The organism is Mycoplasmopsis citelli (assembly GCF_900660645.1).
GTDB lineage: Bacteria > Bacillota_I > Bacilli_A > Mycoplasmatales > Metamycoplasmataceae > Mycoplasmopsis > Mycoplasmopsis citelli.
In genome coordinates, this window is record NZ_LR215036.1 from 728,228 (window position 1) to 743,883 (window position 15,656).

The following is a 15,656-nucleotide window of genomic DNA, read 5'->3' on the forward strand; positions in this document are numbered from 1 at the left end:
CTAGATTTTTCTTGCTTCCAAATAATTAATATTTTTTCCTTTTGATGATCATTTCATTTCATATCCTGTTTGATAATTGTCCATAGCAAACTTACTACTGTGCAAATCATTGGTAAAAGTTAAAATTTCTCAATTATTTTCTTTAAGGGATGTAATTGAATATTCAAAAAGTTTGTCATTATCGGTTTTAAACCTTAATTTCCCGTTTTTTGTAAGAATTTGCTCATATAAGCTCAAAAAATTTTTATAGGTTAACCTTCTTTTTTCGTGTGCGTTTTTAGGTCATGGATCTGAAAAAGTTAGTCATAATTGATTAATTTTTCCATTAAAAAGTTCGGGAATTTTAGAAGCATCTTCAGTAATAATAAATAAATTTTTCAATTGTAATCGATTAATCTTTTTTAAGATTTTATAAGCTACTGTTGGATATTTCTCGAGTGCAAAAAAAGTTTTGTGCGGATTATCTAAAGCCATTTGGGAAATCATTTCACCTTTTCCTGCTCCAATTTCTAAAATATTTTCATTTTCTAATGTAATAGGAAAATGTTTTATAAAATAAGGTGATTTTTCAAGTTCTCCAGATGCATTTTTATTGTGTCTTAATCTCATAGTAATATTAATTATAATCAAAGTCTAACAAAAAGAACAAAAACGCTGGTTTTTGTTCTTTATAACTTTATAAAAATATCTATTTTTTGTATTTAACACCAATAGCATTAAGCAATGGTACAAGGAAAAAGTTAAATGGTTTATTAAAGTGTGGTAAGAAGTAAACATCTGTTAAAGCAATTTCTGGTAATGTTAATCCTTTTTGAATTGCTAAAGCAAACATGAAAATTACTTCAGTGTGGTAGAATTTACCTCATGAACCAATTTGTACTCCAAGTAGTTTGTAAGTTGTTTTATCGTATGTAAGTTTAATTGCAACTTTATCATGTTCCTTCATAAATTCAGGACGATCATTATCAATGAAGTATTCTTCTGCTACATTAGTAAGTCCAAATCTTTCAGCTGATTTTTTAGTCATTCCTGTAGAAGCATAGTGGCAATCAAAAACATTAATAGCATTTGTTCCTACAACTCCAGGGAATGGAATATCAATTCCTGAAAGACTCATTGCAGCAACAAGTCCTGTTTTAACAGCATTTGTTGCAAGGGCAGCGTGACAATGTTGACCTGAAACTTGATTCATCATTGATGCTGAATCTCCAATTACGTAAATATCTTTATCAGATACTGATCTTTGGTATTGATCCACAAGTACAGCACCATTTGCTAATTTTTCAACATCTTCAAGAGCTTCAGTTCTTGGTTTAAATCCAATTGAAAGAATAACAAGATCAGCTTTATATTCACCTTTGTTAGTTACAACTGATGAAACATATTCTCCGTCTTTTGATTTAAATTCAACAACCGATTCTCCAAGTTGTAATTTAACTCCTGCTTCTTTCATACGTTTTTCCATAACGTCAGTAAACTCAGGGTCAAAGTAATTTGGAACTACTCTTTCTTGAAGGTCAATTAATGTAACATTTTTACCTTTAATATTGAAAGCTTCTACTAACTCAACTCCAATATATCCAGCTCCGACAATAACAACATCTTTAACATTTTTATCATTAGCTGCTTCTAAAATCTTTTCTGCATGTTGGAAAAGTTTTGAAAGCATAATGTTTTTGTATTCTCTTCCTTTAAAAGGAGGTTCAATTGGTCAAGTTCCTCCAGCAAAAACTAATTTATCGTAATTATCTGTAAATTCTTTACCTGTTGTTAAATCTTTAACTAAAACTTCTTTTTTGTGTCTGTCAATTTTTAACACTTCATGTTCAGTTTTTAAGTCAACATTATATTCTTCTCTTAAAATTTTTGGAGAAGAGTAAAATAATCCTTCAGGCGATGTAAATTCACCACCAACTCATAAAGCAATTCCACAACCTAAAAATGATGTATTAGTATTACGATCATAAACCACAACATTGTCTTGAGCCTTAATTGTTTGTAAAGTTCTTAAAAATGATGTTCCAGCGTGATTAGCTCCGACAACTAAAATTTTCATATTTATCCTTTCGAATATTTAATTTTTAATTAATTAATAATTTATATAATTATAGCAACATAATAGGTTTTTAATGCTGATTTTGAAAAATATTTCGGCATTTTTACCTAAAATAAAGGAAAAAATTATGAAAAAAATTAATCTAGGATACACTAACCAATCTTTTAGGGATAACGATCTTTTTATTCAAAAGAAAAAGTACAATCAATTCAATCATAAAATCGATTATAAGATTTTAGATTCATTAGGTTTTGTGCCTAAATTAATCGAAAATTCTTCGCAATGATTAAAATATCAATTTATTGATTCAGTAGATTTTGAATTTACTGATGAAGCCTTAATTCAAGTTGCTGATTATTTAAAAGCTTTGCATGAATCTGATTTAAAATTTCCTAAAACCAATCACGCTGCTAGAGTCAAAGAATATCGCAAAATTATTAAACAAAAAAATATTAAAATTGATATTTTAGATAAATATTACAAACGAATAAACACAATTTTAGCACAAATTAAAAATAATCGTCCTTTACATAATGATTTATTTAAAACCAATATGTTAATGGATCAAAATCAAAAATTGTGAATTGTTGATTGAGAATATGCTTCAATGGGTGATAAACATTTTGATTTAGCTTACTTTATAACTAGTAATAATTTGAATGAACATCAAGAAAAAGTATTTTTAAATCGATATGATTTATATTGAGAAGAATATTTACTTCAACATAAAATTTTTGTTTATTATCTAATCATTTTATGATTAAACGTTCAAGAAACAATGCCATTTGATGATAAACCTTTTTATGACTTAGTTGAACATAGTGTTCAAGTTTATGAAAACAAAAAGAAAAACAATCTCTTTAGAAGATAGTTTTTCTTTATAATTAAATTAATATGAACTTACTTAAAATAAAAACTCAAAACGCTTTATTTAAGCAAAGAATTTTGCCTGCTATTTTTTTATCAATTGGATTGATTGTTATTTTTATTATTTTTAGATTATCTTTTTATACTTTTTCTAATTTTAACTGAGGAAACTCTTCAAATATAGGACATATTTTTTTAAGAATAAGTTCATTAATTTTGTATGGAGTTTTTGGATTTTGAGCATTTTATGAATTAAGTTTTGCTTTTACTAAAAATAAAAATCATGCAATTATTTTAAGTCTTTTTCAACAAATTTCACTAATATTGGGAATTAATTACCTAAAATTTATTTTTGGAATTACCGTAATAGAAGATGATTTCAAACTTGTTTCTTTTTTATTTAACATTGTTTATAATGAGTGGATTTTTTATGTTATATTAGTGATGAATGCACTAATTTTTGCTCTTATTCGGCTTATTACAATTAAAGATATTAATTATGTAAGTTTATTCTTAAGAACACTTGTATATTTACTTGTTTCTTTCTTAATAGCTTCATTTTTTAGAGTTTTTGTATTTTTAATGTCCACTCATTCAGGATTATCTTATATTATTATTTTAAGTGCTGGTGCTATTGCTTCAGATATTGGAGCATTTTTTGTAGGAATAAAATTAGGTAATAAATATTTTAAAAATAAACTAGCTCCTACAATTAGTCCTAAAAAAACTTGAGAGGGTTTTATTGGTGGATTTATTTGCTCTTTTTTAGTTGTTTTTACTTTAATTATTTCTTTAAATTTTATTGATTTATCATCTCAAAAAAGTGATAAAAACTATTTTAATATTTTATTTACAGCAGTTCAAAAACCAGAAAATTCAGTATATTTATCCAGAACTTCTTTAGTTTTATTTACACTTTTCATTCCAATTATTTCAACAATTGGTGATTTATCATTCTCAATGATTAAACGTTGAAATGAAATAAAAGATTTTTCTAAGATTTTAAGAGGGCATGGGGGAATTCTAGATCGCATTGACAGTATAATTTTTGTATTTATATTTTTTTCACTAATAACTATTGTTTTTTAATCAAAATTTTAATAATTAAAAAGTATAAAAGGAGAAGAAATGAAAAATAAGGAATTTTATAGTGATATATCTTTTAATAATTTTGCAAAATACTCAAAATTAGGAGAACTTGAATCAATTCAAGATGCATATATTGCAAATAATCAAATTATTTTTAGCGACGACCAAAAAAGTGCATATTTAACAATTTGTTTTAAAACTATTCCTTCGGTTTCTGATTTTTCTTTGCTTAAACACAAAATTGAAGATTTTAAAGATTTAACGCTTCATGTAAATTTTTCTGTTGATGATTATTATCCTGAAGATCTTAAAATTAAAGATTACGTTTTTTATTTTCTTTTGCACGAACCTAAATTTGCTCAGATAGCACAAAATTATCAAAACCAGTCAATTCTTATTCTTAATCATCAAACCAGAAAATGAGTTTTTACTCATACTGATCCTGAAATGGAGACCACTTTTAATGAAATTATTGATTATTTAAAAGAAAAATTTAATAATCTTAATTTAAATAAAATAGATTTTGAAATTGAACTAAAAAAAATTGAAATTAAAAAAGAAATTGTCCCTGAAAGCTTTATTTTAGAACAAGAAAAAAAATTGCTCCAATCATCAAATTCAAACAACGATTCCTTTAATAAAAGTGTTTATAATGCTAAAAAAAATAAATATAACTCCAATAAATCAAATTATCAACAATTAAATATAAAAGATGTTCATTCGCTAATTGAAGTACCTCAAGATTATAATGTTGCAATTAAAGGTCAAATTTATAAAAGTGATTTTATTGACCGTAAAAACTTTTTCATTTATAAATACTGAATATCTGACTTAAAGGACGCCATTGAAGTTTCGTATTTTCAAAAAGAAAAATTATCTGATGATGGAATTTTTTCAGTTAATGATTGAGTTGAAGTTTATGGTTCTTTAAGTGAAAGTTTTGACAAAACGCAAAAAATTATTAAAGCAAAGCAAATTGTTAAAACCAAATCTTCTTTGGAAGCTAAAGTTGATAATGAACCTGTTAAACGTATCGAACTAAATGCTAAAACTAAAATGAACACTATGGATGGAATTATGAGTCCATCTCAAGTTATTGAAATAGCTAAAAATTTCGGACACAAAGCAGTAGGAATTTTTGACTTAAACGGTGTTCAAGCTTTTCCAGAATTTTATCAAGCTGCTAAAAAAGCTAAGATAAAACCAATTTATGGGGCTGCTTTTAATGTAATTCATAAAAATAATAAAGTTTTTTTAAATGACTTTGAAGATTTAAATTTAGATGATATTGAATATGTATCTTTTGACTTAGAAACGACTAATTTATCAGCTCGATTTGGTGAAATTATTGAATTTGGTGGCGTAATAATTAAAAATAAAACAATTATTGATGAATTTCAGTTTTTCCTAAAAGCTTCTGCTCCTATTTCGTCTTTTACCACTAGTTTAACTTCAATTACCAATAAAATGCTAGAAGATGAAGGGCTTTCGCAAATAGAGGGATTAAATAGAATTTATGAAATTTTAAATAATCGTTATGCAGTTGCTCACAACTGTAATTTTGATATGGGATTTATACAGCAAAAATTCATTGAATATAATATCCCAATCCCAAATACAACATTTATTGATGCTCTAGCTATTTCTCGTTTGCTTTTTCCGTGAAAAAGAAGACACACTCTTGGTGCTTTTTCTTCATATTTATCAATTGATTACAACGAAAGTGAAGCTCACCGTGCTGATTATGATGCTCGAGTATTGGCTAATACATGAATAGCTGCTATTGAGACATTAAAAAAATCAAATATTTTTACTTGTAAAGAATTATCTAACTTTCTTACTGATGGATTTTATTCTAACGTTCGTCCTGATGAAATAAGTATAATGGTTTTAAATCAAGAAGGTTTAAGAGAACTTTTCAAATTTGTAACTTTAGCTTTAACTAAACGTTACTTTGGTCGTGCAAAGCTTTTTTATGATGATTTAATTAAATCAAAAAACTTATTATTTGGATCAGGTGGAATTCGAAGCCCTTTAATTGATGCATATTTATTTGGTAGTGAATTTCAACAAAAAGAATTATTAAATTTATTTGATTACATTGAGGTTCCACATCCAAAAGCGTTTTTAAATCAAGTTTCAAAAAACGAGTTAACGATTTTACAAGTTCAAGAAGCACTTAAAAAACTTATTAAAGACGCAACAAATTTAGGGAAAACAGTAGTAGCTATTTCTGATGCTCGTTACGAAAGTGAACAAGACCAAATTTTTTATAAATCACTTGTTTATTCAATGGGAATTGGAGGGGCTCCACACTTTTTATTTAATAAATCCAAAGCTGAATCAGGAACTTTAACTGTTCCACAATTACACTTTTTAACTACTCGTGAAATGCTTGATGAATTTGCTTTTTTAGAAGATTTAAAACTAATTAAAGATATTGTTATTAATAATCCTAAAAAAATAGAGCAAATGGTAGATGATAATATTGAAGTTATCAAAAAAGATTTATACACTCCAAAATTTGATAATTCAAACCAAAAACTTTATGACCTAGTTTATAAAACTGCAAGAGAAAAATATGGAGAAAATCTCCCTAAAATTATTGAAGAAAGATTAGAAAAAGAAATTACTCCAATTATTAAATATGGTTATGATGTTATTTATTGGATTTCTAACCGTCTAATTCAAAAATGTGAGGATATGGGTTCAATTGCTGGAAGTAGGGGAAGTGTTGGGTCTTCGCTTGTAGCTACAATGGCGGGAATTACTGAAGTTAATCCACTTCCTCCGCATTATATCTGCGAAAAATGTAAGTATTTTGAATTAATTGAAAACAACCAAATTACATCTGGATATGATTTAGATGATAAAAATTGTCCAAAATGTGGAACCTTGTTAGATAAAGATGGACATTCAATTCCTTTTGAAACCTTTTTAGGATTTAATGCAGATAAAGTTCCTGATATTGATTTAAACTTTTCAGGAGATTATCAAGCTGAAATTCATAATGAAGTTAAACGTATTTTTGGAGAAAGCAACACATTAAGGGCCGGAACAATTTCAACTATTAAAGAAAAAACCGCTTTTGGTTATATTAAAAAAATTGAAGAAGAATATAAATTTGGCTATTCACGAAATTTTATTGATTTTTTATCTTCAAAAATCATTGGAGTAAAACGAACTACCGGACAACATCCTGGAGGAATAATTATTATTCCTAAAGAATTTCAAGTGGAGGATTTTACCCCAACTAATTATCCAGCTGATGATATTACAATTGATTGAAAAACAACCCATTTTGATTTCCATGCTATTCATGATAATGTTTTAAAACTCGATATTTTAGGACACCGTGATCCAACTGCAATTTTAATGCTTCAAAGAATTACTAATATTAACTTTCAAAAAGATATTCCTAAAAAAGATCCTCGAGTAATGTCTCTTTTTACTTCAACAAAGGAATTAAACATTTCTCCTTCACAAATTGGTGGAGAAGAAACAGGAGCAATTGGTTTACCTGAATTTGGAACAAACTTTGTACGTAGAATGCTTAAAGAAGCAAAACCTACAAGTTTTGCAGATCTAATTTCAGTATCAGGCCTTTCTCATGGTACTGATGTGTGAGCAAATAATGCTCAAAGTTTAATTAAAAATAAAGACTTTTCTCTTAGAGATGTAATTTGTTGTAGGGATGATATTTTATATTATCTAAAAAGTAAAGGTGTTGATGCTCTTTATTCATTTAAAATCATGGAGAAAGTTCGTAAAGGTAAAGGTTTAACTGATGAAGAAGTTGCAGAATTACAAAAAAACAATATACCTGATTGATACATTGAGAGTATGCAAAAAATTAAATATATGTTCCCTAAAGCCCACGCTGCAGCATATGTTCTTATGGCTTGAAGAATTGCGTGATTTAAGCTTTATTATCCACTTGAATATTACGCAACCTTCTTGACAATTAGGGTAGATGAATTTGATATTGAAACAATTGTAAATGATCATGGAGCTATTAAAACCAATAATAAAATTAATGAAATTAACAAACTACCTAATAAATCTGTTTTAGATGATGCATTATTAACAACTCTTGAATCAGTGCGAGAATTATATGCGAGGGGATTTTCAATTGATAATATTAATTTAGAAAAATCTCTTGAAAAAGAATGAGTAATTGATAAAAAAGAAAACAAACTCATTCCACCATTTTCATCTGTAAAGGGACTTGGTGAATCGGTTGCAAAACGGATTATTCAAGCTCGAAATGAAAGAGAATTTCTTTCTAAAGAAGATTTTGCAAAACGAACTTCAATTAACAAAACACTTTTAGATACTCTAAATAATCTTGGTGTACTAAGTAATTTAGATGATACTGATCAAATGAAATTATTTTAAAAAATAAAAACCATTTTCTTTTGCTACATTTTTAGCTTGAAAATGGTTTTTTATTAATATTAAATATTTGATTTTAGAATTTTTGTTTTGCTAAATTTATTGTAAATTTTTAAAAATTCCTGTTTTACTTTTTCAAAATTTAAAATTAAATTAGTAACAATATTTAAAACAAAAATATTAAACATTATTATTCACATGTACGCAAAAGCTTTATTAAACTCAATCACTCTTCCGTTTAAGTAAATAAATAATTTTCCTCCAATGAAAAATTCTCTTTCAGATAAGGAACTATATAAAATAATACTTCGAAACATAATTTCCATGTAAATTGTAAATAAAGTCATTAAATCTTTCTTTAAATAAGGTAAAACATAATGTTTGTAAATTTTAAATTTTCCTCATCCAATTAGTTTAAGATTTTTAAATTTAGAAGCATCAATTTTATTAACAGAATCAGATAGTTGTTTTAAAATTGAACCACAACTATGAAAGGCTAAAATGATTAAAATTAGTGTTGAACTCGAATTAAATAAAGGACTAAAAACAAAGAAAACTATAATTGATGGAACACTTCGAAATACAATAAGTCAAAATTTAGTTAATGTAATCGTGTATTTACTATTTTGATTCTCAATTAAAAAAGGAAGGAAAAATAAAACTAAGACAAATAAAATTATAAGTGTAAAAAATGTGTGAATTCAAATTTGCAATGATTGAATAATAGGATTAAATTCTATTGAAAAACTACTTAAATTAAAAACGGAAAAATCAGGTTTAAAAAAATTATTTGTATATGAAAGGAAAAAATTGTTTTTAAAAATTGAATAATTCAATGAGAAAAATATATATATGCTAAAAATAATTAAAAATAACAATAGAATTAATTTAAATATCTTTTGTCAGTTAATTTGAATTCATTTTAGAAAATTATTTCTTGAAATTTTTATGAAAGGAAGGTGTTTTAAAACAAAATTTCTAAATAAATAATCTCCTAACTCTAAAGACAAAATAAATAAAATTAAAATTAATAAAGGTATTCCGAGTTGTTCAATATTAGTTCCAGCATTTTGTGCTGCATGGTTAGTTAAAAGTCCAATTCCAATTAGTCCAAAATTTGAAAGTAAGGATGCTCATCGTATATTAGATTCAAAAGAGTATAACAACAATCCAATTATTTTATTATCAATTCGTGGATAAATTTCTCTAAAAAATGAACGAATTTTACTATTTCCCATTCGAATTGATAAATAATAGAATTTTGTATCAACAGTTTTAAAAACTTCAACAAAATATTTATGTAATCATAATCATGAAAATCAAAAATAAGCAAGTAACAAAATTGTATCAGCAGATTCTAAAGTATTTTTAAAAATTAAAATAAACACAATTTCTGGTACTGCACGAAGAAAAAATAAAATAAATTTAAATATATTACAAATAATTTTATTATTAAATTGATCACTACTAAAAAACGAAGTAATCAGTGCAATAACAAAACCTACAAAAGTTCCTGCGATAACATATTTAATATTTATAAATAAAAATTGTAATGATTTTATTCATAAATTCCCACCAGTTTCAAAGGTGCTTACAGAACTAAAGGTAAATATTTTTTTAAAGTTTCTTAAAAAAATATCACTTCCATCAGGAAAATTTAGCGAAAAGTCGTAAAAATAAAAAATTAATATTATAAAAATAATTAAAGTTATTCAAAAAATATAAATTCAGCTTTTTTTAATTTTTCAACCAGTTGAAATTCCATCAATGGTTATTTGATATTGAAAAAAAGATCTAAGTTTGTTATTTTTCATTTTAAATTAATTTAACTAAAGTGTTAAAAGTTAAATTATCCTTTTTAATTAAGGAAATTTTTTGATTTTTTATAATCAAAAAATAATCAAAATATTTATAAGCTAATTTTAAATCGTGAATAATTACAAGAACAGATATTTTTTCAATCTGGTTAACTTTTTTGATATCTTCAATAACTTTTTGAGACATTTCATAATCTAAATTTGAAGTAGGTTCATCAGCAATAAGAAGTTGTGATCTTTGAATAATTGCTTTACAAAGTTCAACTCGCTGTTTTTCTCCACCACTAAGAGTTTCAACTCTTTGAAATGCTTTTTGTAAAATATTAAGCTTGTTAAGAGTTTCAAAAAGAAACTCTTCATCTTTTTTAGTGAGTAAACTAAGTAATTTATAAAATCAATTTTTATAATTTCTAAATGATCTTTTAACATTGCTATAAACACTATCTCCTTGAATTAAATTAGGTTCTTGAGTCATATAAGCAACATTAGAAATTAACCTTTTTCAATTGTTTTTTGTGGTTTTAATGTTTTGATTAAACAAATAAATATCACCACTTTCAATAGGGATTCCTTTTAAAATACAATTAACTAAAGTAGTTTTTCCAGCTCCGGATTTACCAACAATTGCGATCATTTTTTCTTTTGGAAGTGATAGATTAATGTTCTTAAAAAAATCTTCATTTTTAAAACTTACTTTAACATTTTTAAATTCAACAATATTATTCATAAATATTTTTTAGTGTTTTAATGTTATCTTTTAATTTTTGATCATTTAAAGGAATAAATTTGTTAAATCCAGAAAATGTACCATATGTATTTTCTGAATTTTGCAATTTAGCTAATGCTTGAGCAAAAATTTCTTTTTGAGCTTCAGGCATTCTTTTACGTGCTAATACTGCATCATAAAATAAAGGGCCAACCATTGTAAGATATCTTATCTGTTCTTCTGGATAATTAGTTGGTTTGAAATTATAGGTTTTTTCAGCAGAATCAGGATTTCATGTCGGAGGTGTTCAGTTAAAAACTCCATCATAATCAAAAGCTATTTTATAAGTTTTTCCTGAGCTAGTTTTAATCCCTAAATTAACTGCAGGGTCTTTCCCTGCTGAAACAAAACTATTATCATTGCTTAAATATTCAAAAATTTCATTGTAGGTTTTTCCAAAATTTTTAGCAATGATTGACACCGGAACAATAAATTTAGAAAGAGAGGTTTTTTTATTAAATAAAATGCCAAAACTTTTAAAAGTATCTCAATCTTTTTCAAGTCATGATTTCTTAATTTGTTCTCTTTCTTGAGAGGTCCCTGAAATTAAAATTGAACCGTAAAAATTTTCAGTATATTGATCATTTTTATAAAAGACTCCATATTTTGAACCATCTCACATCATTTGAGTCTCTTTTCCAATTCAATCAAGTGGGTAAGAACCAAATCTAGAATCTTCAAGTTGTAATTTATTTGCTTGTTGAGCCATTAAATATAAAGGATCCTGTTCTTTTTTATCTTGAAATTTTGCAGTAACTTCTGGAGTTCACAAAAATTTTAATGTTTGAGTTTGTGCAACAGAAGGAAGTAATTCATCATTATTTTTTTTACTTATATCTGAATAACTCATAATAGCAAAATCATTATCAACATTATTTGCTAAAAATTTTTGATACAAATCTCCGCTAGATTGTGCATATTCTAGTTTTATCGAAACATCAGGATTATTTTTCAATGAAGAATTTTGGTTTTTGATTTCATTGAAATATTTAGTTAATGTTTTTTCAAACTGAGTTTTCATTTCCTCTGTGTACCCTTTATTGGGTTGAGGAACATAAAATTTAATATCAGTATCTCATTGATTTTCTTCTTTTTCAGAGAAGCAAGAAACACTTAAAAATGGTCCAATAAATAATGAACCTACTAAAATTAGTTTAATTTTTTTAAAAAATTTAGTCATAAAAAAACTCCTTTAGTAAGGGGTTTATACTGAAAAATAACTTTAAATTAAAAAAATTTTTTTAACTTAGCTACGCAAGCATTACCTTGATCAGCTTAGGTATTTCTCAGTCTACAAATGTAGACACCCTCGTTAATAACAACCTATATTATATTTAATAATTATTAAATGTGTAAATATTTTTATATTTTTAAGTTTTTTTTTTTTTTTTTTTGAAGTGTAAAATAATAATACATTAATTATTTAAATAATAAGAAAGGATGATATGAATACAAAATTATTAATACAAAAAGAACAACAACATATTCGAAAATATAATGTACTATCTTTAGCTTTTATAGCTATTATTCTTTTGTCACTATTAATTTTTTTCATTGCAATTGGAATTAATATTGGAGTTTTATTTGCTACTTTCGCTTCTCAAGGTCCAGGAGTAAATACATATGCTCTTTCAATTGGATTGGTTGTATTTGGATTTATTTTATTTATTACTATTTTAGCTTTGTTTATTGGTTTAATAATTCTTAATATAATGGCAGCTATTAAATATAAAAGTATCGAAAAAATATTACAAGTTTCAGAAATGGATAATTCACAAAAACAACTATTTGCTAGCTCATATAAAATTAAATTTATTATTTCATTAACATTTGCAGTAGCTTTAGCTTTGTTAATGTTTCTTTCAGCGTTTTTTGGTTTCTTTATTTTAATAATTTTTATATTATTAATAGTAATGTTTTTTATCCAATTGTTTGTGCTATTAAAAGATAAATTTAAAGTTGAATTTATTCAAAATGATTAAGCAAAAAACTCACTTTTGTGAGTTTTTCTTTGCTTTTTTACAAATATTAATCTTCGTCTTTATTTTGAATATTTCTACGTTTAATAATTTCATCAGAAATATTTTTTGGAGTTTTTTCATAATGATCAAATTGCATTTGGTATGTTCCACGTCCACTTGTCATTGATCTAAGTTCTGTTGAGTAACCAAACATTTCTGAAAGAGGAACAGCTGCCCTAACAATTGTAGCTCCATCATTTCTTTGTTCTTGGTCATTAACAAGTCCTCTTCTACGCGAAAGGTCTCCAATAACATCTCCGATGTGATCGCTAGGAACAACAACAGCAACATCCATAATAGGTTCAAGCAAAACTGTTCCAATGGCGTCTTTAGCTTTAGTAAGAGCTTTAGAAGCTGCGATTTTATAAGCAAGTTCTGAAGAGTCAACATCATGGTATGAACCATCAAATAAAGTAGCTTTAATATCAATCATTGGGTATCCAGCTAAAATACCAGCAGCCATTTTATCTTCAAGTCCTTTTTGAATTGGTTTGATATATTCTTTAGGAATTTTTCCACCAACAATTTTATCAACAAATTCAAAACCAGCATCTGGATTTGGTTCAAACTTAAGTCATACGTGTCCGTATTGTCCTTTACCTCCAGATTGTTTAATGTGTTTACCTTCAACTTCTGCGGTTTTAGTAATTGTTTCACGATATGAAACTTGTGGGGCTCCAACTTTTACTTGAACACCAAATTCACGTCTTAAACGATCAACAATAATATCGAGGTGTAATTCTCCCATTCCTGCAATAATTGTTTGACCAGTTTCTTCGTCAGTGTATGTTCTAAATGTTGGGTCTTCAGCTGCAAGTTTTTGTAATCCTAAAGATAATTTTTCAGTTGCTGCTTTTGATTCTGGTTCAAGAGCTTGCGAAATAACTGGTTCTGGAAATACCATTTTTTCAAGAACAATTTTTTGTGATTTTTCTGATATTAAAGTATCACCAGTGGTTGTTGATTTAAGTCCAACAGCAGCAGCAATATCTCCAGCACGACATTCATCAATTTCAACACGGTTATTTGCGTGCATTTGTAAAATCCGACCAATACGTTCTTTTTGTTCTTTAGTTGAATTATAAACATAACTTCCTTTGTTTAAAACTCCACGATATACACGGAAAAAGGTTAATGTTCCAACAAATGGATCGGTCATAACTTTAAACGCTAAAGCAGCAAAATCAGCATCATCTGTTGCTAAAACATCTACTTGATTTTCACCTTCATAAGCTTTAATAGGTGGGATATCAAGAGGTGAGGGTAAATAATCAACTACTGCGTCAATCATTTTCTTAACACCTTTGTTTTTAAATGATGTTCCACAAACTACAGGGAAAAATTCTGAAGTTAAAGTTGCTTTACGAATGGCTTCTTTAAATGAAGCCTCATCTAATTCTCCACCTTCAAGAACAATCATCATTGTTTCTTCATCAAAATTAGCTACTGCTTCAAGAAGTTCTTGTCTTTTTTCTTTTGCAATATCTAATAAATCAGCTGGAATTTCAGTTGGGAACTCTTCTTCTTGAGCTTCTCCATTATAAGTAGTTGCTTTCATGGTAACTAAATCAATAATCCCATTAAAATCAGATTCAGCTCCAATAGGTCATTGAATTGCAACCGCATTTCCTCCAAGTCTGGTTTTAACTGATTCAATTGATTTTGCAAAATCAGCTCCAGCTTTGTCCATTTTATTTACATACACAATCCGAGGAACTTTGTAATTAGTTGCTTGCCTTCAAACTGTTTCAGTTTGAGGTTCAACTCCCGATTGAGCGTCAAGCACTGCAACAGCTCCATCTAAAACACGTAATGAACGTTCTACCTCAACAGTAAAGTCAACGTGTCCTGGTGTGTCAATAACGTTAATTCTTTTACCTTTTCAAAAAGCTGTTGTAGCAGCTGAAGTAATAGTAATACCACGTTCTTGTTCTTGGGCCATTCAGTCCATTTGCGAAGCACCATCATGTGTTTCACCAATTTTATGAATTTTACCTGTGTGGAATAAAATTCTTTCTGTTGTTGTTGTTTTACCTGCATCAATGTGGGCCATAATACCGATGTTACGGTAATCTTTTAATTCGTAATCTCTTGCCATAATAAACTAATTATATATGAATGATCTCATTATCATCTAAAGTGAGCAAAAGCACGGTTAGCTTCGGCCATTTTATGAGTATCTTCACGTTTTTTAATAGCTCCCCCTGTTTTATTTGATGCATCGATAATTTCGTTTGCTAAACGAATATCCATAGTTTTTTCATTTCTTGAACGAGCGTAATTAACAAGTCATCTAAGAGCAAGTGTTTTCTTTCTACGCGGAGAAACTTCAGTAGGAACTTGGTAGTTTGTTCCCCCGATTCTTCTAGTTCTAATTTCAAGTTGTGGAGTAATATTTTCAACAGCTTGTAAAAACACTTCCATTGGGTCTTTTTGAGTTTTTTCTTTAACAATTTCAAATGCTGAATATAAAATATCTTGAGCAATTGATTTTTTTCCGTCAAGCATAATAGTGTTAATTAATTTTGTAACAATTACAGAATTAAAAACTGGGTCTGCAAGTACTTCACGGATAGGTGCACTTTTTTTTCTTGACATATTGTCCTCCTAATTTTTGATTCATTTAATAATAAATATATTTAAGT

11 protein-coding genes are annotated in these 15,656 nt (G+C 27.0%); 4 read left to right on the forward strand and 7 right to left on the reverse strand.

What is annotated here, in order from left to right; all coding sequences use genetic code 4:
- Entirely contained in the window at positions 1-609 is a 609-nt protein-coding gene (gene trmB / locus EXC58_RS02680) for a tRNA (guanosine(46)-N7)-methyltransferase TrmB (protein ID WP_129725501.1), read from the reverse strand.
- 79 nt (positions 610-688) lie between these two features.
- A complete protein-coding gene (locus tag EXC58_RS02685) occupies positions 689-2,056 on the reverse strand; it encodes an FAD-dependent oxidoreductase (RefSeq protein ID WP_129725502.1) in 1,368 nt (455 codons plus the stop codon).
- A 127-nt stretch (positions 2,057-2,183) separates the two neighbouring features.
- On the opposite strand from EXC58_RS02685, the gene EXC58_RS02690 reads away from it, so the two are divergent.
- From EXC58_RS02690 to EXC58_RS02700, 3 genes are read left to right on the forward strand one after another with little or no spacing between them, the layout of a single operon-like run.
- Positions 2,184-2,927: a phosphotransferase gene (locus tag EXC58_RS02690; protein ID WP_129725503.1), complete on the forward strand. Its 744-nt coding sequence runs from the start codon at positions 2,184-2,186 to the stop codon at positions 2,925-2,927.
- 23 nt (positions 2,928-2,950) lie between these two features.
- Positions 2,951-4,012 (forward strand): phosphatidate cytidylyltransferase, encoded by a 1,062-nt coding sequence (locus tag EXC58_RS02695; protein WP_129725504.1) that lies wholly within the window; start codon positions 2,951-2,953, stop codon positions 4,010-4,012.
- 39 nt (positions 4,013-4,051) lie between these two features.
- Positions 4,052-8,410, forward strand: a complete 4,359-nt coding sequence (locus EXC58_RS02700) for a PolC-type DNA polymerase III (protein ID WP_129725505.1) — start codon at positions 4,052-4,054, stop codon at positions 8,408-8,410.
- 59 nt (positions 8,411-8,469) lie between these two features.
- On the opposite strand, the gene EXC58_RS02705 is transcribed toward EXC58_RS02700, so the two are convergent.
- Genes EXC58_RS02705 through cypl form a run of 3 tightly spaced genes read right to left on the reverse strand, consistent with a single transcriptional unit; the run spans position 8,470 to position 12,170 of the window.
- Positions 8,470-10,221: an ABC transporter permease subunit gene (locus tag EXC58_RS02705; protein WP_129725506.1), complete on the reverse strand. Its 1,752-nt coding sequence runs from the start codon at positions 10,219-10,221 to the stop codon at positions 8,470-8,472.
- 1 nt (position 10,222) lies between these two features.
- The gene (locus tag EXC58_RS02710) at positions 10,223-10,951 is read right to left on the reverse strand and encodes an ATP-binding cassette domain-containing protein (RefSeq protein WP_129725507.1); all 729 of its coding nucleotides are present in this window, start codon (positions 10,949-10,951) and stop codon (positions 10,223-10,225) included.
- Entirely contained in the window at positions 10,944-12,170 is a 1,227-nt protein-coding gene (cypl, locus tag EXC58_RS02715) for an ABC transporter thiamine pyrophosphate-binding lipoprotein p37/Cypl (RefSeq protein WP_129725508.1), read from the reverse strand. The genes EXC58_RS02710 and cypl overlap by 8 nt, the downstream gene beginning before the upstream one ends.
- A 265-nt stretch (positions 12,171-12,435) precedes the next feature.
- On the opposite strand from cypl, the gene EXC58_RS02720 reads away from it, so the two are divergent.
- Positions 12,436-12,972, forward strand: coding sequence for a hypothetical protein (locus EXC58_RS02720; protein ID WP_129725509.1), 537 nt, complete (start codon positions 12,436-12,438; stop codon positions 12,970-12,972).
- A gap of 46 nt (positions 12,973-13,018) precedes the next feature.
- On the opposite strand, the gene fusA is transcribed toward EXC58_RS02720, so the two are convergent.
- On the reverse strand, positions 13,019-15,109 hold the full coding sequence (gene fusA / locus EXC58_RS02725; protein WP_129725510.1) for an elongation factor G: 2,091 nt from the start codon (positions 15,107-15,109) through the stop codon (positions 13,019-13,021).
- Positions 15,110-15,138: 29 nt separating this feature from the next.
- On the reverse strand, positions 15,139-15,609 hold the full coding sequence (gene rpsG / locus EXC58_RS02730) for a 30S ribosomal protein S7 (protein WP_129725511.1): 471 nt from the start codon (positions 15,607-15,609) through the stop codon (positions 15,139-15,141).
- Between the last annotated feature and the right edge of the window lie 47 nt (positions 15,610-15,656).